Raw genomic sequence first — 24,532 nt, 5'->3', positions numbered from 1 at the left:
TCCGTCGTCAGGCCCCGGCGCGGCGGACTGTGTCACGCAGCGCCAGGGCCACGGCGGCGAACAGGGCCGCGCCGCACCCCACGCCGGAGATCAGGCCGACCGTGCCGGCGCCGGCACCCAGCGCGTGGGCGAGGAAGCCGGCCAGGCCGAGCGCTGTCATCACGCCACCGAGCCAGTGGTAGAGCGGCATCCGCCAGACGTGGGCCAGGCCGAAGAAGTGCACGCCCACGACCACCGCGACCCAGGCGACCGCCACGGCGGGGCGGTCCAGCACGTTGTTGATCACGGACAGGCCACCGAAGAGCGCGACCGCCTCCAGCGCCACCACCAGCCAGTAGCGGCGGTCCATGAACCCGGCGGCCTCCCGCTGCGGGCCGGGCGTCTCGACCCGGGCCACCCGGAACACGCCGACCAGGAGCAGCGCGGCCACCACCAGGCCGGCCGCCCGCACCACGAGCGGCCACGGCGCGGCCAGACCACCGCTGTTGACCAGTACGAACACGGTGCCGAACGAGATGGCCACGAGCGAACCGACCACCAGTCCCGACGGCCGTCCCCTGGTCCCTGCGCTCATGGTGTCCCCTCCCGACGGCCGCACGCCGCTCGATCCGGCGCGCGCCAGATCGTACGGCAGCCCACCCCCTGCCCCCCGCCCCGGAACCCGAACCCGTGATCAAGGAGTTTGTGTCGCGATCGGCCCTCGACGGTGACACAAACTCCTTGATCATCGGATCGGGGTTCAGGCGGGGGTGCAGGTCACCGCGGGGGTGGAGTTGGTGCCCTGCCAGCCGGCGATGAAGCCGAAGCTGGTGCTGGCGCCCGCGCCCAGGCGGCCATTGTAGTCGACGTTGCGGGCGGTGTACGCCGACCCGCTGTTGCTGACGCTCGCGTTCCACGCCTGGGTGACGGACTGGCCGTTGGCGTACGTCCAGCGCACCGTCCAGCCGGTGATCGCCGCGGTTCCGGCGGTCACCTTGACCTCACCCTGGAAGCCGCCCTGCCACGAGTTGACCACCGTGTACGCGGCGGTGCAGCCACCCGAGGGCGGAGGCGTGGTGGTCGGCGGCGGGGTCGGAGTCGGGCTGCTCGTCGGCGTCGGGCTGGCGGTCGGGCTGCCGGTGGGGCTGGCGGTCGGGGTGCCGCCGGCGTACACCGACGCCTCGCGGGACGTGGCCGCGATGCCGTTGGCGCCGTTGAAGATCCGCTGACCCCAACTGGTCAGCTGGGCCGGGTTGAACGCGGTGGTCATGTCCAGGTACTCGACGCCGCCGCCGTTGCCGCTCCACGACCAGCCGAGGTAGCCGATGCCGTTGGCCTGGCTGTACGCGAGGATGGCGTCCTCGTCCGGGTTGCCGTCGGAGTGGTTGAAGCCGAACTCGCCGACCACGATCGGCAGCCCGGCGGCACGGAACCGGCCCAGGTAGTCGCTGATCTCGGCGGCGGTGTCGAACACGCCGTACATGTGGATGGAGAAGACCGTGTTGCGCTGCGGGTCGGCGGCGAACACGGTGCCGGCGTTGTCGCGCATGGTGAACGACCAGTCCTGGCCCCAGTTCGGCGCGTCCACCATGATCGTGTGGGTCAGGCCGGCAGCGCGCAGCCGCTTGATCGCGTTCGACGTGTCGGTGGTCCAGGCGCTGTAGCCCTGGTTGCCGAACGGCTCGTTGCCGATGTTGACGATGACGTACTTCTCCTGGCCCTTGAGCACGTCGGCGATGCTCAGCCAGTAGTCGGTGGCCTTCGCCAGTGTGGTGGCGGCGCCGTCCTCGCCGTACCCGGTGGTGTCGTGCACCTCCAGCACGCAGATCAGCCGGTTGGCCTTGCACAGCGAGATCACGTTCGCCACGTCGGCGGCGCTGTTCTTCGTCCAGCGGTCGCCGCTGGACAGCACCACCCGGACGGTGTTCGCGCCGAGCGCCTTGATGTCGGCGAACGAGCTGGTCTGCTGCGGGTACCAGGTGTGCGCGTGGTTGACCCCGCGCATCACGAACTCGACGCCGCCTGCGTCGTAGAGACGCCCGTCGGAGACGGAGAACCCGGTGGCGGCGTGGGCCGGCTGCCCGAGGGCGAAGACGGCGGCGAGGGCCGTCAGCAGGGCGGCGCCCGCGACGGAGAGCAGTTTCTTCATGGCTGTCCTCAGGGGAAGGTCTCCCCCGTGCCCGAACGGGGGTGCGGTGACGGTGACGAGGTGGTGGCGGCTGAGCCCGGCAGCCGCCGCCCGGTTCCCGAACGGACGCCGGCATCAGCGTAGGGCGATGGACGGCTTTAGGCAACCGGTTAAGCGAGGCGAGCCCGGAGACGTCGTGACATGGCCGCGCCGAATCGACTGAACCGGTTAAGAGACCTCGGCGGAAGCGGACAGCAGGGTTGACGCGCGCCGGGTGGGGTATCCGGGGACGATCCGCCCGGGAAGGAGACGTGCCATGGTCAACGTCGGTTACACCCTCATGTGCGAGCAGGCCGGCCCGAAGGAACTGGTCGACCACGCCGTACGCGCCGAGGCCGCCGGCTTCGACCATCTGGTCATGTCCGACCACTACTACCCCTGGCTGGAGTCCCAGGGCCACTCCCCGTACGCCTGGTCGGTGCTCGGCGCGGTCGCGCACGCCACCAGCCGGGCCGAGCTGATGTCGTTCGTGACCTGCCCGATCCGGCGGTACCACCCGGCGGTGGTGGCGCAGAAGGCCAGCACCATCGGAGTGCTCTCGGACGGGCGGTTCACGCTGGGCCTCGGCGCCGGGGAGAACCTCAACGAGCACGTGGTGGGCGGATGGCCGCACGTGCAGCAGCGCCACGAGATGTTCGAGGAGGCGTTGCAGATCATCCGGCCGCTCCTGAACGGCGAGACGCTGACGTTCTCCGGCAACCACTTCGACGTGCCCGACGCGTACGTCTGGGACCGGCCGGAGCGGCCGGTGCCGATGGCGGTGGCCGCGTCCGGGCGGCAGTCGGCCACGCTCGCCGCCGAGTACGCCGACGCGATGATCTCCACCGACCCGCTGCCCCACCTGATCGACATGTACGAGGAGGCGGGCGGCGCGGGCCGCCCCCGCTACGGGCAGGTGGCCATCTGCTACGGCCCGGACGAGGACGAGTGCCGCAAGATCGTGCACGACCAGTTCCGCTGGTTCGGCCTGGGCTGGAAGGTCAACGCCGACCTGCCCGGCCCCGATTCGTTCGAGGCCGCCACCCAGTTCGTCCGGGAGGAGGACGTGGCCGAGGGCATCTCCTGCGGCCCGGACACCGACCGGCACGTCGAGGCGTTCAAGCAGTTCGTCGACGCGGGCTTCACCCACGTCGCCCTGGTCCAGGTGGGCGGCGGCACCCAGCCGATGTTCCTCGACTGGGCCCAGGAGGAGCTGCTGCCCCGGCTGCGCGAGCTGTGACCGTTGAGGAGTTGACGCCATGCGTATCGGGAACACCGAGATCCGGCCCGCCGGGGGCGGGCTCGGCTGCCTGCTGATGATCCTTTTCTCGATCGTCGCCTCGGTGGTGCTGACAGTGCTGCTCAACCTGGTCCTGTAGAACCGGGCCCGGCGGCAGCGGCCGCGGCACCAGAATGGGGCATGCCCCTGCTGACCGCGCTGCCGCTGGCGCTGGAGATGGTCGCCGGGTCGAAGCTCGTCAGCGCCGTCGTCCTCGCCGCCGGCCGCCACCCGCGCCGCAGCTCGCTGGCCTTCCTGGGCGGCGTGACGCTCGGCGTGCTCGGGCCGCTGACGCTCTGGTACGCGGCCTTCCGGGTGGTGCGGCACACCGCCGTGCACGGCATCGGGGTGGACGGCAGCCGCCGGCTCATCGACTGGATCGTGCTGGGCCTGCTGGCGGTCCTCATGGTGGTCACGTTCCGCAGGCGGCGACGGGACCGGCCGCCCCGGTGGCTCCGCCGGTTGCAGGATCCCCGGCCCGCGTACGCCTTCGGTCTGGGGCTGCTGCTCGCCGTCGCCGTGCCGAGCGACGAGCTGGTCATGGCGTCGGTCGCGGGCAGCACGGCCGGGCACGACCGCCCGTGGTGGCATCTGCTGCCGTTCACGGCGCTCACCGTGCTGCTGCTGGCCCTGCCGCTGCTCACGCTGCTGCTGTTCGGCGACCGCGCGGGGCGGATGCTGCCGGGGTTCCGCTCCTGGACCGACAGGCACTCCTGGCTGATCAGCGAGGCGGTCATCGGAATCTTCGCGGCCTTCGTGGTGGCCGACCTGGCGTCGGGGTCGTTCAGCCGGCCGTGAGGTCCACCTCGGCCAGCACCGGATAGTGGTCCGACGCCGCGTCCGCGTCACCGCCGCGGACCACCCGCACCGCGCGTACCCGATCGGCCAGCGCCGGGGTGGCGAGCAGGTAGTCCAGCCGCATCCCGGCGAACTCGGCGCCGCCGTGCCGGGTCGGCACGGTCCGGCCGCCGGGTTCGTCGCCGCCGGAGCGCGGCCACAGGTCGACCAGCCCGGCGTCGAGCAGCCGGGCCACCGCGCGGGTGTCCACGGTACGGCCGTCGCGGCGCAGGTGCCGCCGCCGGTACGGGGCGGCCAGCTCGGCCAGCCGGGCGGTGTGGTCGACGGCGGGCTCCAGCGTGTTCAGGTCACCGGCGAGCAGGGCCAGCTCTCCCCCGGTACGCCGGAGCGCGGCGGCGAGCCAGTCCGCCTCCATCCGCCGCCGCCCGCCCGAGTACGGGCTCAGGTGGGTGCTGAACACGGTGAGCGGTCCCGCGCCGGTGGCGACCTGGACCCGGGCGGCGGCGTGGTGGAACGGGCGGCGGACCCGGCCGGCGCGCAGCACCCGCAGCGGCGGGCGGACCAGCACGGCCACCGGCTGGCCGAAACAGGACCGGGCGAGGTGCGCCGCCATCCCGAGCCGCCCGGCCAGGCCGCCCAGCGTGGCGTCCATGCCGCGCAGTTCCTGCAGGGCCAGCACGTCGGGGCGCTGCGCGGTGACGACCGAGACGATCCGGTCCCGGCGGTCGGTGCGGTCGCCGTCCCGCCCGCCGGTCCGGATGTTCCAGGTCATCACCCGCAGCATCGGCTCAGCCCGGCCGCGCGGCCTTGGCCAGCTCGTCGTCCAGCTCGTCCACCTGCTCGGACTCGATCGCTGGCCGGTTGCCCTCGTGGACGTCGGCGTTGGGCCGGATCACCCAGTACAGCAGCGACAGCCACAGCGCGCCGAGCAGAATCGCGCCCATGAAGTCGGTCGGGTGGTGCATGCCCCGGTACATCCGGGAGGTGGCCACGCCGACCGGCATCAGCACCGCCGTGCCCACGAACAGCCACCGCCACCACCTGTCGGTACGCGGGAACACGATGACCGCCATGGCCACCCAGAGGCAGATGGTCGCCGCGATGTGCCCGGAGGGGAACGACGAGGTGGGCATCGGCCCGTCCAGGTTCTCCACCGGCGGCCGGGGCCGGTCCACCACCCGGGCGCTGGCGAGGAACAGGCTCAGCTCGCCGAACATCGCCAGCGCCACGTACAGCACCGGCCGCCACCGCCGCCACACGGCCAGCACGATCGGGCAGAACACCAGCGACACCAGCAGGATCGCGTGGGTGTCGCCGAACTTGCTCCACCACCAGCTCAGCTCCGTCAGCGCGGCGGTGTGCCGCTCGGCGAACCAGCGCGGCACCTCGGTGTCGAGCGTGTCGAAGAACGTGCCCTTGGCGTGGTAGCTGACGAACATGCCGAAGGCGTAGAGCACACCGAAGACGAGCACCCAGCCGACCAGCAGCTCGGCCACCGCCGAGCGCGGGTGCTCCAGCACCTTCTCCTCGTCCGGCGCGAGCGCCAGCTCGTCGCCCGCCTCCGGTTCCAGGCCCTCGCGCAGCGGCGGCACCGGCCGGCCGCGCTCGCGCCGCCACAGCCGGAAGGCGTACGCGGTGACACCGAGCCAGGCCGCGCCGAGCAGCCAGCCGCCGATCACGTCGGACACGAAGTGCACGCCCAGCGCGATCCGGGTCAGCCCGACCAGGAAGATCAGCACGCCGGCGATCGCGATGGCGGGCTTGCGCCAGCGCGGCGACATGGCCGGCAGGAACACCAGCAGCAGTGCCCCGTACGCGACGAACGAGCCGAGCGCGTGACCGCTGGGGAAGCTGTTCCCCGGCGCGCTGGCGATCGGCACGTCCACCACCGGGCGCAGCCGCCCGACCAGTGCCTTGAGCGACGGGTCGAGGATCAGCCCGCCGGCCCCGGTGACGATCAGGTAGACCGCCAGCCGGGACTGGCGGCGGATCAGCAGGCCCACCACAGCGATGGTGACCAGCCAGATCAGCACCGGCCTGCCGCCCAGGTCGGTGACCGCCTGGAGCACGGTGACCAGCGGGCCGTGCGGGGCCACCAGGCCGTTGAACCACTCGGCCACCGCGTGGTCGGCGTCGCCCAGCGGGCTCCACCGGAACCGGACCAGCATGAGCAGCAGCCCGAACCCGACGCCCGCGCCGGCCACGGCGAGCAGACCCGCCAGGCTCCGCTCGGCGAAATGGCCCAGCGGCCGGCGCCCGGTTTCCTTGACCGTGGTCACACCGCACCTCCTCTTCTTCTGCGAGGCGCGCTGTACCCGATCGGCGTGTCCCGTACACGCGGCACCGGCGCGGCGTGCACACCGGAGGGGCTCCGGCGTCAGAGCGAGGTCATCTCACCGGTGTCGAACAGCTCCTCGCGTTGCGCCTCCGGCTCCCACAGGTCCGGTTTCGCGGGCTCCTCCACCCCGATGCGCATCGCTTCGAGCTGCGCGGCGAAGGCCAGTCCGCCGAACAGCGCGATCCCGGTGAGGTTGGCCCAGAGCAACAGGGCCATCATGCCGGTCAGCGCGCCGTAGGTCTGGCCGAATCCTCCGCTGTACTTCACGTAGGCGGCGAGCAGCAGGCTGGCCAGCCACCAGAGCGCGATGGCGATGGACGCGCCGAAGAAGAGCCAGGACAGGCCGGGCTGACGGCGTCGCGGGGCGTGCCGGAACAGCACCGCGACGGCGAGCACGGTCAGGCCGAGGCTCAGCGGCCAGCGGATCACCTCCCAGGTGGCCATGGCGAGGTCGCCCCACTCGTAGTGCCGCCGCACCGACTCGCCCATCGCCCGGCCGCCGACCAGGATCAGGAAGCCGGCAAGCGCCGGTACGCCGGCGAGCACCGCGAGGATCGCGGCACGCACGTACTTGGGCAGCGCCGGGCGGTCCCGCTCCACCCCGTAGATCCGGTTCGCGCCCCGCTCGATCTGCGCCATCGTGGTGGTCAGCGCGACCAGCCCGGTGAGCAGACCGAGGGTCAGCGCCAGCTCACCGGCGTCCTCGGTGCGTTCGCTGTCGGTCAGCAGGTCCTGCACCATGGCTTCGCTCTGGCCGGGCGTGATGGCCAGCACCGTGTCGGCGACGACCTTGCCGCCCTCGTCCACTCCCAGGTCGGTGATCAGCCCGGTGAGCGCGATCAGGAACGGCACCACGGCCAGGCAGAGCTGCAACGCCAGCGCCCGGGAGTGGCTGAACCCGTCGCCGTAGCGGAACCGGATGAACGCGTCCCGCAGCAGGCACCAGCCGCCGTGCCGGCGCAGCGTGTGCCAGGCGTCGTCGGCGGACAGCTGGTCCTCGGCCATCAACCGGGTCTCGGGGACCAGCTCGGTGCTACTCACGGCGGGCCTCCTCGATCAGGTGCTCGCCGCGCTCGGCGGCCGCGTCGGCGTCCACCGCCAGGTCGGGATCCTCCTCCGGGCGCGGTACGCAGAGCCAGAGCGACTCGGGGCGGATGGTGGCCTTCAGCGAGCGGCCCGGCTCGATCAGGTCGCCGTCGAGCTGCCGGGGCTGCGCCCGGGTGCTGGTGATCTCGACCGAACGGGCCCGGAACACCTCCAATTGGGGCACGCTGTCGCGGCGGCGCAGCACCGCCCAGCCCATGGCGACCCAGTGGCGCAGCGTACGCGGCGTCAGCACCGCCACGTCGAGCCAGCCGTCGTCCGGTTCGGCCTCGGTGAGCAGGCGCACCCCGCCCTGGAGACGCCCGACGTTGGCGACCAGGACCGAGCGGGCCCGGCGGCGCATCGGCGGCTTGCCGTCGACGCGCACCGAGACCCGCATCGGCCGGTCGCGCAGGTGGCGGGCGGCGCCCACCACGTACGCGGGCCACCCGATCCGCTTCTTCGTGGTCTCGGAGGTGGAGTCGAGCATCTGGGCGTCGAAGCCCATCCCGGCCATCACCGCGAAGCACTTGTCGCCGACCACGCCGACGTCGAGGCGGCGCATCCCGCGCTCGACGGCGACCTCCAGCCCGGCGGCCAGGTCGTTCGAGAGGCCGAGGTTGGCGGCCAGCAGGTTGCCGGTGCCCTGGGGCAGCACTGCGAGCGCCACGTCGGTGCCGGCCAGCGCGGTGACGCAGGCCATCACCGTGCCGTCGCCGCCGCAGGCGAAGACGACCTCCGCGCCCGCCTTCACCGCCTGTTCCGCCTGGCCGCGGCCCGGGTCCTCGACTGTCGTCTCGTACCAGGCCGGGGCCGGCCACCCGGCGGCGGCGAGCGCGCCGTCCACGGTGCGGCGGAACTCGTCCAGGTCGGCCACCTTCACCGGGTTGACCACCACTGCCGAGCGCGGGGTGCGGTTCTCCGCGTTCATCACCGGGCGCTTGTCGTCTGCACCGTCCACGGCGACAGTGTGCAGGACACGGGGCGTGACGGCGACCCGGCGCAGCGGGACGTTGCGAGGACCGCAAACAGGTTTGAAACCCGGGTGCGGGTCAGGCCGCCTCGCGCAGCGCCGCGTCGACGCGCCGCCGCAGGTCGTCGAGGTCCACCCCGGCCTCGGTGAGCACCGCAGCGGCCGGGCCGTTGCCCTCGCGCAGCAGGCCGAGCAGGATGTGTTCGGTGCCGATGTGCCGGTGGCGCAGCCGCAGCGCCTCGCGCAGCGACAGCTCCAGCACCTTCTTGGCGCGGGACGAGAACGTGCCGTGGTGCGGCCCGCGACGCCACCACCGGCGAGGGCGCGGCGGCGCCTCGCGTAGCGCGTCGGGGCCGAAGGACTCCTCGATCCGGGCCACGATCGCGGCGAGGTCGATGCCGATCTCGCGCAGCGCCGCGGCGTCCGCCGCGCCGAGCCCGTCCACGCCCTGCGCGGTGTGGCGGGCCACCGCGGCGCGCAGGGCGTCGGCGTCGGCACCGCCGGCCGCCAGCAGCCGTACCGCCAGGCTGTCGCGGTCGGCGAGCACGCCCAGCAGCAGGTGCTCGGTGCCGACCGGCCGGCGTCCCTCGGCGCGGGCCTCGTCCAGCGCGTGGTGCACCACGGTCCGGGCCCGGTCGGTGAATCGTTCGAACATCACGCCTCCCAGCTCTCGCGCACCGCCGGTCGTCCGGCGTGCTTCTTGTGGACCGCCTGCCGGCTGACCTCGAGGGCTTCGGCGATCTCCTGCCACGACCAGCCCTGCCGCCGGGCGTTGTCGACCTGGATCACCTCGAGCCGTTCGAGCAGCCGGCGCAGGGCGAGCACGGCGCGCAGGCCGACCTTGGGGTCGGTGCTGCCGGCCGCCGCCGCGAGTTCCGTCGCCTGACTCATACTGTCAATGTAGGTTGACAAACCCGCATCCGTCAACCCTGGTTGACACGCGACCCGGCCTGCCGCCGCCCGGCCCGTCCCGGTGTTACGGTCCGCTGGTGTTCCGCCGCCGCCCGCTGGACCGGCCGGTCGAGTCCGCGCGCCGGCTCACCGCCGGCCGCCTCACCCTGGAGATCGCCGGCGGCAGCGTGGTCGGGCACCGCTACCCGGAGAACTACGACGTGCTGCACGTCGACCCGGAACTGCCGCTCACCGTGGTCTGCGACGGGATGGGCGACGGCGAGGGCAGCCGGGTGGCCGGCACGACAGCTGCGGAGACGTTCACCGCGCGGGTCCGCGCCGGCTGGCCCGCCGTCGGCGCCACCACGCTGCGGGCCGCCGTCGCCGAGACCCAACGGCGGGTACGCCAGGCCGGCGCCGCGCAGCCGGGCCTGACCGGGTGCACGCTGACCGCGCTCGTGGTCGAGCCGGACGGCGACCAGGGCTGGCTGGTCCAGCTCGGCGACTCGCGGGCCTACCGGCTGCGCGACGGGCTGCTGGAACTGGTCACCGTCGACCACACCATGGCCTGGCTCGGCCTGCTGCACGGCTGGTGGCCGGCCGACTCGCCGGAGGCGGCACGGGCGCGCTACCAGCTGCTGCGCTACGTCGGCCACCCGGACCGGCCCGAGCCGGACCTGCTCGCCGTGCCGCTGCGCCGGGGCGACACCTGGCTGCTGTGCACCGACGGCATCAGCGACCAGCTCGGCTACCACCGGCTGCGCGACCTGCTCTCCGCGCGGCGCGACCCGGCGCGCACCGCCGAGGCCCTGCTCGCCGCCAGTCTGGACGAGGGCGGCGAGGACAACGCCACAGCCGTCGTGCTGCGCGTCCACCCGGCGCTGCCCGCCCCGCGCTGACCGCCAGTTCCGCCGACCCGCTCCGGCGCACCCGGTCCCGCGACTACGGTGGGTGAAAAGCAGGGGTCGGGAGGTGAGCCGGGGTGGCCGCACCCAGCCACGGCGCGGTGGTCGTCGGCGTCGGCCGGTCCGAGGCCGATCTGACGCTGGTCCGCACGGCCGCCGCCGAGGCCGCCGCCCACGGCCGGCCGCTGCACCTGCTGCACGCGTTCAACTGGCCCGCCACCGGCCCCGCCCCGGCCGGCGGCACCCGGGTGGACGCGGAGAACGTGCTGGCACACGCCGGACGGGTGGCCACCGAGTACGCGCCGCAGACCCCGGTCAGCGGCCGGATCGTCGAGGGCTCGCCGGTCGAGGCGCTGCTGCGGGTCGCCGACACCGCGTTCCTCATAGCACTCGGTGACGGAGGCGGCTCGGCTCACCCGGACCGCGTACCGGCCGACACGCCGGCCGTGGACGTGGCCGCCCGGGCCGGCTGCCCGGTGCTGGTCGGGCGCACCGAGCCGGCCCCGCCCGGGCCGCTGCTCGTCGGCTTCGACGGCTCGTCCAGCTCCCGTTCCGCCCTCGCGTACGCCTTCGACTGCGCGCAGCACCGCGGCGCCCGCCTGCTCGCCGTCCGGGTGATCGAGCCGGAGTCCGGCGACCGCGACGACGGGCGGCTGGACGAGGCGGTCACCCGGCAGGCCCTGCGGTACCCCCGGGTCACCGCCGACTGCGAGACCGTCCACGGTGAGCCGAGGTCCGTCCTGCTCGACCGCTCCCGCGCGGCGCAGCTCGCGGTGGTGGCCGCCTGGGGAGACGGGCCGGTAGGGTCCACTCTGGGCGCGGTCAGCCAGTCCCTGCTCTACCACTCGCCGGCCCCGCTGATCGTCGTCCGGGGAGTCGCCACGGACGCCGGGGACGGGTCATGACGCCCGCGCGAGGCGGGACCTACGGCCCTGACCGGCGCCCCCGGATGGAGGCGAGGCTGGACGTGCCGGGGAAGAAGACGTGGTCCCCGAGTGGCAGCCGACCCCGAGCCACGAGAGGCTAAGGCAGCATGGACACCGCGGTGAACCTGCACAGCCCCCTGACCGAGGACGAGTTGCGCCGGCTGGACGCCTACTGGCGCGCGGCGAACTACCTGACCGTCGGGCAGATCTATCTGCTCGACAACCCGCTGCTGCGCGAGCCGCTCAAGCCTGAGCACGTCAAGCCGCGCCTGCTGGGCCACTGGGGCACCAGCCCCGGGCTCAACCTGCTCTACACGCACCTCAACCGGGTCATCGTGAACCGGGACCTGTCCGCCATCTTCGTCACCGGCCCCGGCCACGGCGGGCCGGCGCTGGTGGCGAACACCTGGCTGGAGGGCACCTACAGCGAGCTGTACCACCACATCCCCCGGGACGAGACCGGCATGCAGCGGCTGTTCCGGCAGTTCTCCTTCCCGGGCGGCATCCCGAGCCACGTGGCGCCGGAGGTGCCGGGTTCGATCCACGAGGGCGGCGAGCTGGGGTACGCGCTGAGCCACGCGTACGGCGCCGCGTTCGACAACCCGGACCTGCTGGTGGCCTGCGTGATCGGCGACGGCGAGGCGGAGACCGGCCCGCTGGCCGGGAGCTGGCTGTCGAACGTGTTCCTCAACCCGGCCCGCGACGGCGCGGTGCTGCCGATCCTGCACCTCAACGGCTACAAGATCGCCAACCCGACGGTGCTGGACCGGATCCCCGGCGACGACCTGCGGGACATGATGCGCGGCTTCGGCTACGAGCCGTACGTGGTCGAGGGCGACGATCCGGCGGCCGTGCACCAGCTGCTGGCCGCCACGCTCGACCGGGCGGTCGACGAGATCACGGCGATCCAGCGCCGCGCCCGCTCCGGCGAGCACGTCGAGCGTCCCCGCTGGCCGATGATCGTCCTGCGCACGCCGAAGGGCTGGACCGGGCCGTCGCAGGTCGACGGCAAGCAGGTCGAGGGCACGTTCCGCGCCCACCAGGTGCCGGTCTCGCAGGTCCGGGACAACCCGGAGCACCTCGCCGAGCTGGAGCGCTGGCTGCGCAGCTACCGGCCGGAGGAGCTGTTCGACGCCACCGGCGGCCCGGCCGCCGAGGTGGCCGAGGCGCCGCCGACCGGTGACCGCCGGATGAGCGCCAACCCGGTCGCCAACGGCGGCAGGCTGCTGCGCAACCTGGAGCTGCCGGACTTCCGCGACTACGCGGTCGACGTCCCGACGCCGGGTGAGCCGATGGCCGGCGCGACCGGTGTGCTCGGCCCCTGGGTCCGCGACGTGATCGCGCGCAACCCGGAGACGTTCCGTCTGTTCGGCCCGGACGAGGTCGCCTCGAACCGGCTCGGTGCGGCGTTCGAGGTGACCGACCGCGCGTTCGTGGGCACCGAGGTGCCCGGCGACGACCACCTCTCCCCCGACGGCCGGGTGATGGAGGTGCTCTCCGAGCACCTGTGCCAGGGCTGGCTGGAGGGCTACCTGCTGACCGGCCGGCACGGCATCTTCACCAGCTACGAGGCGTTCATCCACATCGTCGACTCGATGGTCAACCAGCACGCCAAGTGGCTGAAGGTGACCCGGCACATCCCCTGGCGGGAGCCGGTGGCGTCGCTGAACTACCTGCTGTCCAGCCACGTGTGGCGCCAGGACCACAACGGCTTCTCGCACCAGGATCCGGGCTTCATCGACCACGTGGTCAACAAGAAGGCCGAGGTGGTCCGGGTCTACCTGCCGCCGGACGGCAACACGCTGCTGTCCACCATGGACCACTGCCTGCGCAGCCGGCACTACATCAACGTGGTGGTCGCCGGCAAGCAGCCCGCGCCGAACTGGCTGACCATGGACGAGGCGGTCCAGCACTGCCGCCGCGGCCTGGGCATCTGGGACTGGGCCAGCAGCGACGACGGCACCGAACCGGACGTGGTGCTCGCCTGCGCCGGCGACGTGCCGACGCTGGAGACGCTCGCCGCCGTCGACCTGCTGCGCCGGCATCTGCCCGACCTGAAGGTGCGGGTGGTCAACGTGGTCGACCTGATGCGCCTGCAACCGTCGTCCGAGCACCCGCACGGCCTGCCGGACAACGAGTTCGACACCATCTTCACCCGCGACAAGCCGGTGATCTTCGCGTACCACGGCTACCCGTGGCTGATCCACCGGCTCACCTACCGCCGGACCAACCACGAGAACCTGCACGTACGCGGCTACAAGGAGGAGGGCACCACCACGACACCGTTCGACATGGTGATGCTCAACGACCTGGACCGCTTCCACCTGGTCATCGACGTGATCGACCGGGTACCGGGGCTGCGGTCGCGCGCCGCGCACCTGCGCCAGGACATGGTGGACGCCCGCCAGTCCTGCCGCGACTACACCCGCCGCCACGGCGAGGACGACCCCCGGGTCGCCGAGTGGCGCTGGATCCGCGAGAACGACGCGGCCGTGCGGAGTGCCGAATGAGCGGCGAGGAGATCCTGGTCGGCTACGACGGGTCCGCCGACGCGGCGGTCGCCCTGAACTGGGCGCTGGACGAGGCGGGCCGGTCGGGGCGGCCGGTACGCCTGGCGTACGTCTTCGAGTGGTTGACCGTGACCGGCTGGATCGGGCCCGGTGTGGCGCCGGGGGTGTGGCCGGACGAGGCGGCCCGGCAGCAGGTCGAGGAGCTGGTCCGCAAGGCGGCGGCGGACGCCGCCGCCGATCGGCGGGGCCTGACCGTGCACGGTGAGGTGTTCGACGGGCCGCCCGCGCTGGTGCTCCAGGAGCGGTCCGCCGAGGCCGGGATGCTGGTGCTCGGCAGCCGGGGCCACGGCGGCTTCGGCGGGCTGCTCGCCGGTTCCACGGCGGTCTCGGTCACCGCGCACGCCCACTGCCCGGTGGTGGTGGTCCGCGACGGCCAGGCCGCCACGTCCGGGCCGGTGGTGGTCGGCTCGGACGGCTCCGAGTCGGCGCTGCGGGCGCTCGGCTTCGCCGTCGAGCGGGCCGCCGAGCGGGACGTGCCGCTGCGGGTGCTGCGGGCCTGGGAGCCGCCGGGTGACCGGTGGGTGCCGCCGGACTTCGACCCGGAGCAGGTCGCCGCGAGCGAACGGGCCGCCGCCGAGGCGGAGCTGGCGCCGTGGCGGGAGAGCTTCCCCGACGTTCCGGCCGAGATCGAGGCGGTCCCCGGCAGCGCGTCGTCGCTGCTGGTGGAGGCGAGCCGGTCGGCGCAGCTGGTGGTGGTCGGCAGCCGGGGCCGGGGCGGCCTGCGCGGCATGCTGCTCGGCTCGGTCAGTCAGCAGCTCATCCAGCACTCGCACTGCCCGGTCGCCGTGGTACGCGAGCGCTGACTCAGCGGCCGGGCGCGGTGGAGCCCTCCTCCGGGTTGAGCGAGAAGTAGTCCTCCTCCTCCTGGGCCAGGTGCAGGCGCAGCACCGCGTCCAGGCCGTAGAGCGCGGCGAGCAGATCGGGCACCTCGTCACGGCGCAGCCGGCCGTCCGGCTGTGCCGTCAGGTGCCCGCCGATCCGCTCCACCAGCCGCACGATCTCCACGTGTGCCCGGCTCATCGTGGAGGTCGCCTCGGCGCTGCCCAGCGGACCGGCCAGCGCCGGGTAGAGCTGCCGATCCTCGGCCGCCTCGTGCGGCAGCACCTCGTCGACCAGGCGCCGGTGCACCTCGCGCAGCGCCGGCAGGCACGCCGGGTCGTCCGGGCGGGTGGCCACCAGGTCGGCGGTGTCGCGCAGCCGGGCCAGCACGTCCCGTACGCCGCCGTGCTCGCCCGCGTATCGGTCGAGCAGTTCGCGGGTGTGCGCGGGCAGGTCGCGCCGCCGCAGGCCGCCGCCGAGCGCGCGCAACGCGTTGAGGATCACCAGGACGTCGATGCCCTCCTGGAGGAACGCGCCGGCCACCGGGGGCAGCCGCCCCGCGGCGGCCACCAGCATCGCCAGCACCGCCAGGCCCATGCCGACGGTGGCGCTCTGCACCGCGATGCGGCGGGCGTACCGGGCGATCTCGACGGCGTCGGCGAGCCGGTCCAGCCGGTCCACGGTGAGCACCGCGTCGGCCACGTCCGCCGAGGCGGTCGCCCCGGTCGCGCCCATCGCCACGCCCACGTGCGCCTCGGCCAGCGCGGGCGCGTCGTTCACGCCGTCGCCGACCATCACCGTCACGGCGTGCGCCGACTCCTGGCGTACCCGATCGGCCTTCTCCTGCGGCGAGCACCGCGCGATCACGTCGTCCACGCCCACGACCTGCGCCACCTGCCGGGCCGTGCCCGAACGGTCGCCGGTCACCATGACCAGCCGGGAAAGGCCCGCCTCGCGCAGCCGCCGCACGGTCCGCCGGGCGTCCGGGCGGACCGGATCCTCCAGCAGGATCGCGCCGAGCGGCCCGTGGTCGTCGCTGACCCACACCGCGGAACGCCCGGACCGTTCGGCGCGCTCACCGAGCCGGCCCGCCCACTCCGGCGGTTCCCCGGCGAGCTGCCCGACGTGCACCGTCCGCCCGTCGACGCGCCCGCTCACCCCGTGCCCCGGCTCCTCTGTGACCTGCGCCGGCCCGGCCAGCGCCAGCCCGCGCTCACGGGCCTGCCGGACCAGCGCGGCGGCCAGCACGTGCGGGGAGAGCTGCTCGACCGAGGCGGCCAGCCGCAGCACCTCGTCCCGGTCGCCGCCCGGCGCCACCACCACCTCGGCCGCCCGGGGCCGCCCGGCGGTGAGCGTGCCGGTCTTGTCGAGCAGGAGGGTACGGGCGCGGCCGAGCTGTTCCAGCGACCCGCCGTCACGGACCAGCACACCGCGGCGGGCCACCCGGGACAGCCCGGACACCACGGCGATCGGGGTGGCCAGCAGCAGCGGGCACGGAGTGGCCACCACGAGCACCGCCACCGCCCGGGTGAACTCGCCGGACAGCAGCCACGCCAGCCCGGCCAGCACCAGCGTGAACGGCACGAACGCGGCGGCGTACCGGTCGGCCAGCCGTACCATCGGGGCCTTGCGGGCGGTGGCCTCGCCGGCCAGGCGGACGATGCCCGCGTAGGTGCTCTCCGCCGCGTTGCGGCGGGCCCGCAGCCCGAAGCCGGCGCCCGCGTTGACGACGCCGCTGGCAACCTCGTCCCCGGCCGCGCGGGTGACCAGCTGCGACTCGCCGGTCACCACCGACTCGTCCAGCGTGGCCGCCTCCTCCACCACGCCGTCCACAGGCACCACGTCGCCCGGCCCGACCAGCAGCCGATCCCCCACCTCGACGCGGTCCAGCGGCACCACCTCGATCCCGCCGTCCGGGGTGCGACGGCGCGCCTGCCGGGGCGCGTGTTCCAGCAGCGCCCGCAGGTCGCGGGTGGCGCGGCGCCGGGCGTACTCCTCCAGCGCCCGCCCGGTGGCGACCATCACCGCGATCACGGCGCCGGCGAGGTACTCCCGCACCAGCAGCGCGCCGACCAGCGCCAGCACCGCGATGACGTCCACCCCGAACTGCCGCAGCCACAGCTGGCGCAGCGTCGTCCAGGCCGCCGGCACCAGGGCCACCGACGTGACCGCCGCCCAGACCAGCCGGGCGGCGTCGTGGGCTCCGGCGAACCACAGCGCCGCCCCGGCCAGCACGGCCACCGTGAGCAGCACCAGCGGCGCCCATTCGGCCCGGGCCCACCGCCGGGCACGAGCCGGCTGCTCGGGTACGCACTCGCGTGGCTCGCTTCCCACGTGCGGATCGTCTCAGTCCGGACGTGGACAGGGCGGGGCGACGCGGGTAATCCGGGGGCGAAGGACCCCTGCGGGGGCGGCCGGGCATGCCCGAGGATGGAGCGGCATCCCCACCCGGTCGTCCCGGGCGTGGGGCACGATGGGGAAAACAGGAAAGGTCGTGACGATGAGCCACGAGACGCCGGCCGGCGATCGCCCGTTGACCACCGCGCTCGCGGAGGCCGCCGGAATGGCCGGCCACGCCCCCTCGGTGCACAACACACAGCCGTGGCACTGGACGGTCCTGCCCGACGCGCTGGAACTGCGGGTGGTCCGCGAACGGCACCTGAGCGCCCTGGACCCGGAAGGGCACCTGCTGGTGGTGAGCTGCGGCGCCGCGCTGCACCACGCCCGGGTGGCGCTGGCCGCCGAGGGGTGGACCCCGGTGGTGGAGCGGCTGCCCGACCCGGCCGAACCCGACCTGCTGGCCCGGATCACCGGCCTCCAGCACACCGGTGCCGACCCCGACGCCATGCGCGTCGTGCAGTGCATGCAGGTGCGGCACACCGACCGGCGGCCGGTCAGCGACGAGCCGATCCCCACCGCCGCGCTCGGCGACATCGACCGGGCCGCCACGCTGGAGGGCGTGAACCTGCAACTGCTCGACGACACCCAGAAGATCCAGCTCGCCGGCGCCGCCCAGCAGGCCGCCGCCGTCGAAGCGGACAGCCCGGAACTACGCGAGGAGCTGGCGTACTGGGTCAGCCGGGCCGGGACCGGCACCGGGCTGCCGCCGGAGGTGCTGCCCGAGCAGGCCCCGCAGACGACCGTTCCGGCCCGCGACTTCGGCCGCGCCGGCTCGCTGCCGATCGGGCCCGGCCACGACAAGACCGCCGTGTACGGGATCCTCTGGGGCTCCGACGACGAGCCGATGAGCTGGCTGCGCGCCGGCGAGGCGCTCTCCGCCGCGTGGCTCACCGCCACCCGGCACGGGGTGTCGCTGGTGCCGCTGTCCGGAGTGGTGGAGGTCGAGAGCACCCGCCAGGTTCTGCGGCAGATGCTGTCCGGCCTGGGGTTCCCCTACATCAGCATGCGGCTCGGCGTGGCCGACCCGACGCACGCCGGCCCGCCGCACACGCCCCGGCTGGACGTCGCCCAGACAGTCGACACCTCGGCGGTCCGCGACCGCCTCGCCTGACCGGTCTCGATCACGGCGGCCACCGGGCGATACCATCGCCGGGTGGCCGCCGCACCCCAGTCCCGGCACGAGCACCTCACCCCGTCGCTCGGGCTGACCCCGCTGTCCCGCGTCCGCCTGGACGAACTGCTCCAGGAGATGCTCGACCGTGTCGGCGAGGTGGTGACCAGCCGCGAGCGGCTCCGGGCACTGCTGGACGCGGTCGTCGGCATCGGGTCCGACCTCGACCTGCGCAGCACGCTGCAACGGATCGTGCAGTCGGCGTGCGAGCTGGCCGGCGCCCGCTACGGCGCGCTCGGCGTGATCGGCCCGGACCGCATGCTGCACGACTTCATCGTGCACGGCATCAGCCCCGAACTGCACGCGAAGATCGGCGAGCTGCCGCACGGGCGGGGCGTGCTCGGCCTGCTCATCGACGACCCGAAGCCGGTCCGCATGCCGGACATCACCAAGCACCCCAACTCGTACGGCTTCCCGCCGAACCACCCGCCGATGCACAGCTTCCTCGGCGTGCCGGTGCGCATCCGCGACCACGTCTGGGGCAACCTCTACCTGGCCGAGAAGCAGGGCGCGGCCGAGTTCACCGAGGACGACGAGGAGATCGTGGTGGCGCTGGCCGCCGCGGCCGGCGTGGCGATCGAGAACGCCCGCCTCTACGCGCTGGCGCACCGGCGGGAACGCTGGCTGGCGGCCGCCGCGGAGATCACCTCGGTGCTGCTCGGCGAGGTACGCCGTACCGACGCGCTGACGCTCGTGGCCCGCCGCGCCCGCGAGGTCGCCGAGGCCGAACTGGCGCTGGTGCTGCTCTACGACGAGGACGAGGCGCAGTTCACCGTCGAGGTCGTCGACGGCGCCGACCCGGTCACCCGGGAACTGGTCGGGGCGGTGCTGCCGGCCGCCGAGACCAGCTTCGCCACGTCCGTCACGCAGGGCCGGCACGACCAGGTCGACGACCTCGCCGCCGCGGCGCCCTGGCCCCGGCCGGTGGTCGCCGGGCCGGCCGTGGTCTCCCCGCTCGCCGCCGCCGACACGCTGCACGGCGTCCTGGTGATCGGCTACCGGCCCGACCACGGGCCCGCCGCCGACGACGACCTCGCGCTGCTCGCCAGCTTCGCCGGGCAGGCCGCGCTGGCCATGGAACGGGCCCGCGGGCAGGAGGAGCGGGAGCTGCTGGTGGTCCTGGAAGACCGCGAACGCATCGCCCGTGACCTGCACGACGTGGTGATCCAGCGGCTGTTCGCCACCGGCCTGCAACTACAGAGCGGCGCGATGAACGCCCGCCCCGAGGCGGCCAGGCGGATCAACCAGGCCGTCGACGACCTGGACGCCACCATCCGCGACATCCGCCGCACCATCTTCGAGCTGCGCACCCCGATGAGCGCGGCGCTGCGCACCGAGATCCGCGAGGCGATCGAGGTGGCCGCCGAGTCGCTCGGCTACCGGCCGGACCTGGAGCTGATCGGCCCGATCGACAGCGCCGTCCCGGACGACCTGCGCCCCGAACTCACCGCCGTGCTGCGCGAGGCGCTCTCCAACGCGGTACGCCACGCGCAGGCCGACCGGGTGTCGGTGCGCGTACGCGTCGACTCCGGCCGGGTCGAGATCACGGTCACCGACGACGGGGTCGGCTGCGACCCGGAGGCGGCCCGCAGCGGCCTGGTCAACCTGCGGGAACGGGCCGAGCGGCTGGGCGGCGAGTTCTCGCTGCGCCGGGCCGAGCCGCGCGGCACCGAGGTGCGCTGGAGCGTCCCGCTCGACTGACAGCCGGTCAGCTGTTCTTGCCGAGCAGCCGGGTGGCCAGCACCGCCGCCTGGGTACGCCGCTCCAGGCCCAGCTTCGCCAGCACGCTGGAGACGTAGTTCTTCACCGTCTTCTCGGCCAGGAACATCTTCCCGGCGATCTCCCGGTTGGTGAGCCCCTCCGCCACGTACTCCAGGATCCGCCGCTCCTGCTCGGTGAGCGACTTCAACTCCCGCGGCTGCTCCACGCCGCTGCGGATGCGCTCCAGCACGCGGGTGGTGATCGCCGGGTCGAGCAGGGACTGCCCGGCCGCCACCCGGCGGACCGCGTCCACCAGGTCGGTGCCGCGGATCTGCTTGAGCACGTACCCGGCCGCGCCCGCCATGATCGCCGCGAACAGCGCCTCGTCGTCCTCGTACGAGGTGAGGATCAGCCCCTTGATCGAGGAGTCCACGGCCCGGACGTCCCGGCAGACGTCGATGCCGTTGCCGTCGGGCAGCCGGGCGTCGAGGATCGCCACGTCGGGGCGCAGCGCCGGAATGCGGCGCGCCGCCTCCTGGGCCAGGCCGGACTCGCCGACCACCTCGATGTCGCCGCTGCTCTGGAGCAGGTCGGCAAGGCCACGACGGACGACCTCGTGGTCGTCGAGCAGGAACACCCGGATCATCCGTTCTTTCTACCCGCTTTCCCGCCCCGGTAGCACGGGTCGAAAGTCCCGTCCTGCCCGCGCGCGCCGGGACCGACGGCCGGGCCCAGGTGGGGACCTCCGGCCCTGCTCACCGCACCGCCCGCTGACGCACCGTAGTGGTGTACCCGGCCGGGGAAGCCGGCGCCGCACGAGAGGGAGCACCACCATGACGACCGAATACACCGGCGAGCAGCTGCGGGCCGCGGTCGCCGACGCGGTCCGGGCGCCGTCGCTGCACAACACCCAGCCGTGGCGGTTCCGGCTCGTCGACGGCGGCATCGAGGTGTCAGTCGACCCGCTGCGCGGTCTGCCCGCCACCGACCCGACCGGCTGGGGCGCGCGGATCGCCGCCGGGGCGGCACTGTTCAACCTGCGGCTGGCGCTCGCCGTGGCGGGCACCCCGGCCACGGTCCGGCTGCGCCCGTACCCCGCCGACCCGGACGTCGTGGCCCGGCTGGTGCCGGACATGCCGCGCCGCCCCACCCCGGTCGAGCAGAGCCTGTACGGGGCGATCAGCCACCGGTTCAGCAACCGCGCGCCGTTCTGGCCCGACCCCGTCCCGGCGGAGGCCCGCTGGCGGCTCGGCGAGGCGGCCCGCGCCGAGCAGTGCTGGCTGGAACTGGTGATCGGCACCAGCGCCGTCAACGCGGTCGCCGAGGTCGCCCGCAGCGCCCACCGCGTGCTGGAACGCGACCCCGCGTACGTGGCCGAACGGGCCGAGTGGATCCGCTCCGAGCCGGCCCCGGACGGCGTGCCCTCCGGCGCCGGCGGACCACAGAGCGAACCGCAGGACCTGCTGCCCCAGCGCGGCTTCGGCGGACGCAACCGCGCCCCGGGCCGCGACTTCGAGCCGGAGCCACTGGTCGCGGTGCTCGGCTCGGCCGGCAATACCTCCGCCGACCAGATCCTCGCCGGGCAGGCGCTGCAACGGGTCCTGCTCACCGCCACCGACGCCGGGCTGAGCGTGTCGATGCTGTCCCAGCCGATCGAGGTGCCCGCCGCACGCGAGGCGCTGCGGATGTCGCTGGGCCGGTTCGGCACCCCGCAGATGGTGATGCGGATCGGTTACGGCCAGCCCGGCCGCGCCACCCCGCGCCGCCCGGTCGAGGAGGTGCTCGACCTGCCGGTGGTGCCGGCCTGACCCGTGGCCCCTGCGCGGCCCGGTCTCTCCGGGTCAGGCGGGGAGCGCGGCCAGCAGGGCGGCCTCCCGCTCCGGTGCCAGCCCGACCGGAGCGCGCGCCGGACGCCCCGCCCGGTCCGGCACGCGCCCCACCTCGCGCAGCCACCGCCAGGTGTCGGCCACCGTCTCGGTCACCGGCCGGCAGACCAGCCCCGCCGCGTACGCGCGTTCCACGTCCCGCTCCTGCAACCAGCGGTACTCGTGCCCGCGCGGAATCCACACCGGCAGGTCGTTCCACGGCTCCACCCCCGCGGCCAGGATCGGCTCCGGCGCGGTCCACCGCAGCGTCGCGTCCGACCCGGTCACCGCCACCGCCGCGTCGAGCAGGTCACCCATCGTCGCGTGCCCGGTGCGACCCACCACGTTGTACGCCCCGCCGACGCCCTCGGCACCCCGGTCCAGCAGCCAGGTCGCCAGGTCCCGGACGTCCACGTACTGGATCGGCAGGTCACGCGGCCCCGGCGCCAGCACGTCCCCGCCCCGGGCGACCCGGTTCAGCCACCACGGCAGCCGCCCGATGTCCTCCCCCGGCCCCAGGATCAGTCCGGCGCGCGCCAGCAGCGCCCGGTCGCCGAAGGCCCGCGTCGCGGCGAGTTCCCCGCCCGCCTTGTTCGCCGGGTAGTCACAGTCGTCGGCGTCCGGGTCGGCCGGCACCGTGGGCGCCTCCTCGCCGCTGCCGGGCGCGACGGGTGGCGCGTACACCGACCCGCTGGACACGTACACGTAGTGCGGCACCGTGTCGACGAGCGCCGACGCCGCGTCCCGCACCGCCCGGGGCGCGCCGTCCCAGGTGTCCACCACCAGATCCCACTCGCCGCCGGTGAGCGCGGCCAGCCCGTCCGGCGCCGTCCGGTCACCTCGCAACCGGTGTACGCCGTCCGGCACCTGACCGTGCACACCCCGGTTGAACACGGTCACCTGCCAGTCGCGGCGTACCGCCTCGGCCACGACCGCACCGCCGACAAAACCTGTACCGCCGAGCATCAGAAGTCGCATGCGGCCCAGCGTGCCGCCCACCACCGTCCGGCAGGTGCCCCGTTCACGGTCAGCGGATCTGCCAACGGCAGAACCCGGCCTCCCGCCCTGCGCTGTCCGGAGCCGGCCGCACGCCCTCGCCTCACACCGTCACAGATCTTGGAGTTGTGGCGCCTCGGATGCCCGGTTAGCGCTTTTGGCGAGGTGCCACAACTCCAGATCGGCGGGTTGGCCGAGGTTCGCGGGAGTTCTCGTCGGCCCGGCCGAGAGCCGTTCGGTGTCCCGCCGGTGCCGCCGCGTGATCTTGCACTTCGGTGCCCCGCAAACCACGCGAATGGGGTGTCCAGGGGGCGCGAACTGCAAGATCGCGTGGTGTGGGTGATGCTCCGGCGCTTCGGTCCCGCCCCTTGCGGGCTCGCTCGGTCCCGCCGGCCCGAGCCCGCGCGAGCCCGCCGGCTCGGTTCCGCTCGACCTGGCCGGTCCGACCGGGTCGATCATGAACTTGGCGGTGTCTGGTGTCCGTTTCGTCGCCGTCAACCTCATGATCGACGTTCTGCGGGGTGCCCGGGGAGGCCCTTTCGGCAGGTGATCAAGGAGTTTGGGTCCTCGGCGGCGCCGGGAACTGCCGCAAACTCCTTGATCACCCGGGGCGTGGGGTGCGGTGCCTCGGCTGGGCCCGGTCGGGGGTCGGGTGTGTGTGGGGGGGCTTGTGGGTGGTGTGTCGGGTTCGGGGGTGGTGGGCGGCACTGTGGGGGTGGAATCGGCGGCGGGTGGGTGGCGTTGTAACCGGGTGAACGGCCGAGCACCGCGGCGCCCTCAGCGGGCGGTATCCGCGAGGCCCCGGGAATGATCCCGGTCGGCTGGTCGTTGAACACGGTTCCGACGACGTGAACCCGCGCCGCTCGACGGTGGCGTGAGGCGCCCGGGAGTGATGCCGGGTGGCGGGTCGTTGGACATGCTTCCGGCGCCGCGATGTGGCACTCCCTGCCTGCGTGTGCGGCCGGATCCCCCAGTCTTTCTGAGCGCCTGACGGTGCCCACGCATCCCGCCCCGGCGGGTGTGTCGACCCCCGAATGGAGCGTGTGTGATGAACACGATTCTGCGGAAGAGCGTTCTGGGTATTGCTGGTCTGGCTTTCACCGGTGGTGTGTTCGCCGGTCCGGTGGCCGCCCACGCGGCGGACACCACCGCCCACGCGGCCAAGCCGGTGAGCGTCTCGGTGCAGGGCGACAAGCTGGTCCCGCATGGTGTGCAGGGTGAGCAGTCGCGGATCGAGCTGAACGACGAGCAGGTCGCGAATGTGAAGGCGATCATCGCGGCGACGAAGAAGGCCGGGATGGACGAGCGTGCCGCGGTGGTGTCGATCGCGACGGCGTTGCAGGAGTCGAAGCTGGAGAACCTCGGTCACCTGGGTGACCGTAACGACCACGACTCGCAGGGCCTGTTCCAGCAGCGCCCGTCCAGCGGGTGGGGCACGGTGGAGCAGATCACCGACCCCGAGTACTCGACCATGGCGTTCCTGAAGGGTCTGAAGCAGGTCGACGGCTGGCAGGACATGCCGCTGACCAAGGCCGCCCAGACCGTCCAGGTCTCCGCCTACCCCGACCACTACGCCCAGTGGGAGCAGCAGGCCGCCGACCTGGTCGCCGAACACTGGACCAAGTAAGACCCACAGCGAGACAGGCCGGCACCCCGACGACGGGGTGCCGG

21 protein-coding genes are annotated in these 24,532 nt (G+C 73.7%); 10 read left to right on the top strand and 11 right to left on the bottom strand.

Features of this window, described 5'->3' with window-relative positions:
* Positions 1-7 precede the first annotated feature (7 nt).
* The gene (locus tag KSK32_RS21180) at positions 8-574 is read right to left on the bottom strand and encodes a hypothetical protein (RefSeq protein WP_216932766.1); all 567 of its coding nucleotides are present in this window, start codon (positions 572-574) and stop codon (positions 8-10) included.
* 165 nt (positions 575-739) lie between these two features.
* Entirely contained in the window at positions 740-2,128 is a 1,389-nt protein-coding gene (locus KSK32_RS21175) for a cellulase family glycosylhydrolase (protein WP_216932765.1), read from the bottom strand.
* A gap of 295 nt (positions 2,129-2,423) precedes the next feature.
* On the opposite strand from KSK32_RS21175, the gene KSK32_RS21170 reads away from it, so the two are divergent.
* Entirely contained in the window at positions 2,424-3,386 is a 963-nt protein-coding gene (locus KSK32_RS21170; protein WP_216932764.1) for a TIGR03557 family F420-dependent LLM class oxidoreductase, read from the top strand.
* 180 nt (positions 3,387-3,566) lie between these two features.
* Positions 3,567-4,223, top strand: a complete 657-nt coding sequence (locus KSK32_RS21165; protein WP_216932763.1) for a GAP family protein — start codon at positions 3,567-3,569, stop codon at positions 4,221-4,223.
* Here KSK32_RS21165 and KSK32_RS21160 read toward each other — a convergent pair.
* The 6 genes from KSK32_RS21160 to KSK32_RS21135 form a co-directional block, all read right to left on the bottom strand.
* The gene (locus KSK32_RS21160; RefSeq protein ID WP_216932762.1) at positions 4,210-5,007 is read right to left on the bottom strand and encodes an endonuclease/exonuclease/phosphatase family protein; all 798 of its coding nucleotides are present in this window, start codon (positions 5,005-5,007) and stop codon (positions 4,210-4,212) included. The two genes, KSK32_RS21165 and KSK32_RS21160, sit on opposite strands and share 14 nt — an antisense overlap.
* Positions 5,008-5,011: 4 nt before the next feature.
* Positions 5,012-6,502 carry a phosphatase PAP2 family protein gene (locus KSK32_RS21155; protein ID WP_216932761.1) on the bottom strand — a complete coding sequence of 497 codons (1,491 nt, stop codon included), beginning with the start codon at positions 6,500-6,502 and terminating at the stop codon, positions 5,012-5,014.
* 98 nt (positions 6,503-6,600) lie between these two features.
* Entirely contained in the window at positions 6,601-7,602 is a 1,002-nt protein-coding gene (locus KSK32_RS21150) for a YihY/virulence factor BrkB family protein (protein ID WP_216932760.1), read from the bottom strand.
* Positions 7,595-8,605 carry a diacylglycerol kinase family protein gene (locus tag KSK32_RS21145; protein ID WP_216932759.1) on the bottom strand — a complete coding sequence of 337 codons (1,011 nt, stop codon included), beginning with the start codon at positions 8,603-8,605 and terminating at the stop codon, positions 7,595-7,597. The genes KSK32_RS21150 and KSK32_RS21145 overlap by 8 nt, the downstream gene beginning before the upstream one ends.
* A 91-nt stretch (positions 8,606-8,696) precedes the next feature.
* The gene (locus KSK32_RS21140; RefSeq protein ID WP_216932758.1) at positions 8,697-9,272 is read right to left on the bottom strand and encodes a Clp protease N-terminal domain-containing protein; all 576 of its coding nucleotides are present in this window, start codon (positions 9,270-9,272) and stop codon (positions 8,697-8,699) included.
* Positions 9,272-9,508 carry an HTH domain-containing protein gene (locus KSK32_RS21135; protein ID WP_216932757.1) on the bottom strand — a complete coding sequence of 79 codons (237 nt, stop codon included), beginning with the start codon at positions 9,506-9,508 and terminating at the stop codon, positions 9,272-9,274. The genes KSK32_RS21140 and KSK32_RS21135 overlap by 1 nt, the downstream gene beginning before the upstream one ends.
* A gap of 98 nt (positions 9,509-9,606) precedes the next feature.
* Here KSK32_RS21135 and KSK32_RS21130 point away from each other — a divergent pair, with 98 nt between their 5' ends.
* The 4 genes from KSK32_RS21130 to KSK32_RS21115 all read left to right on the top strand — a co-directional run bounded on the left by KSK32_RS21130 (position 9,607) and on the right by KSK32_RS21115 (position 14,712).
* Complete coding sequence (locus KSK32_RS21130) at positions 9,607-10,407, top strand: PP2C family serine/threonine-protein phosphatase (RefSeq protein WP_216932756.1); 801 nt, start codon at positions 9,607-9,609, stop codon at positions 10,405-10,407.
* A gap of 83 nt (positions 10,408-10,490) precedes the next feature.
* Positions 10,491-11,318 (top strand): universal stress protein, encoded by an 828-nt coding sequence (locus tag KSK32_RS21125; protein ID WP_216932755.1) that lies wholly within the window; start codon positions 10,491-10,493, stop codon positions 11,316-11,318.
* Between the two features lie 128 nt (positions 11,319-11,446).
* On the top strand, positions 11,447-13,849 hold the full coding sequence (locus KSK32_RS21120) for a phosphoketolase (protein ID WP_216932754.1): 2,403 nt from the start codon (positions 11,447-11,449) through the stop codon (positions 13,847-13,849).
* The gene (locus tag KSK32_RS21115) at positions 13,846-14,712 is read left to right on the top strand and encodes a universal stress protein (protein ID WP_216932753.1); all 867 of its coding nucleotides are present in this window, start codon (positions 13,846-13,848) and stop codon (positions 14,710-14,712) included. Before KSK32_RS21120 ends, KSK32_RS21115 begins: the two co-directional genes overlap by 4 nt.
* Before the next feature lies 1 nt (position 14,713).
* On the opposite strand, the gene KSK32_RS21110 is transcribed toward KSK32_RS21115, so the two are convergent.
* The gene (locus KSK32_RS21110) at positions 14,714-17,062 is read right to left on the bottom strand and encodes a heavy metal translocating P-type ATPase (protein WP_216932752.1); all 2,349 of its coding nucleotides are present in this window, start codon (positions 17,060-17,062) and stop codon (positions 14,714-14,716) included.
* A gap of 166 nt (positions 17,063-17,228) precedes the next feature.
* Between KSK32_RS21110 and KSK32_RS21105 the strand changes: the two genes are divergently transcribed.
* Positions 17,229-18,239: a nitroreductase gene (locus KSK32_RS21105; protein WP_216932751.1), complete on the top strand. Its 1,011-nt coding sequence runs from the start codon at positions 17,229-17,231 to the stop codon at positions 18,237-18,239.
* Between the two features lie 93 nt (positions 18,240-18,332).
* Positions 18,333-20,000 carry a GAF domain-containing sensor histidine kinase gene (locus KSK32_RS21100; protein ID WP_216936265.1) on the top strand — a complete coding sequence of 556 codons (1,668 nt, stop codon included), beginning with the start codon at positions 18,333-18,335 and terminating at the stop codon, positions 19,998-20,000.
* Positions 20,001-20,007: 7 nt separating this feature from the next.
* On the opposite strand, the gene KSK32_RS21095 is transcribed toward KSK32_RS21100, so the two are convergent.
* Positions 20,008-20,646, bottom strand: a complete 639-nt coding sequence (locus tag KSK32_RS21095) for a response regulator transcription factor (RefSeq protein WP_216932750.1) — start codon at positions 20,644-20,646, stop codon at positions 20,008-20,010.
* A gap of 187 nt (positions 20,647-20,833) precedes the next feature.
* Here KSK32_RS21095 and KSK32_RS21090 point away from each other — a divergent pair, with 187 nt between their 5' ends.
* Positions 20,834-21,808, top strand: a complete 975-nt coding sequence (locus KSK32_RS21090; RefSeq protein ID WP_216932749.1) for a nitroreductase — start codon at positions 20,834-20,836, stop codon at positions 21,806-21,808.
* Between the two features lie 33 nt (positions 21,809-21,841).
* Here KSK32_RS21090 and KSK32_RS21085 read toward each other — a convergent pair whose 3' ends face one another.
* Positions 21,842-22,843 (bottom strand): NAD-dependent epimerase/dehydratase family protein, encoded by a 1,002-nt coding sequence (locus KSK32_RS21085; protein ID WP_216932748.1) that lies wholly within the window; start codon positions 22,841-22,843, stop codon positions 21,842-21,844.
* Positions 22,844-23,909: 1,066 nt separating this feature from the next.
* Between KSK32_RS21085 and KSK32_RS21080 the strand changes: the two genes are divergently transcribed.
* Positions 23,910-24,488, top strand: coding sequence for a hypothetical protein (locus tag KSK32_RS21080; protein WP_216930105.1), 579 nt, complete (start codon positions 23,910-23,912; stop codon positions 24,486-24,488).
* Positions 24,489-24,532: the final 44 nt, after the last annotated feature.

Origin of the sequence: Micromonospora sp. WMMB482, assembly GCF_019038635.1 — a bacterium.
In the GTDB taxonomy this organism is placed as follows: Bacteria; Actinomycetota; Actinomycetes; order Mycobacteriales; family Micromonosporaceae; genus Micromonospora; species Micromonospora marina.
This window is presented reverse-complemented; position numbering and strand designations above follow the sequence as displayed.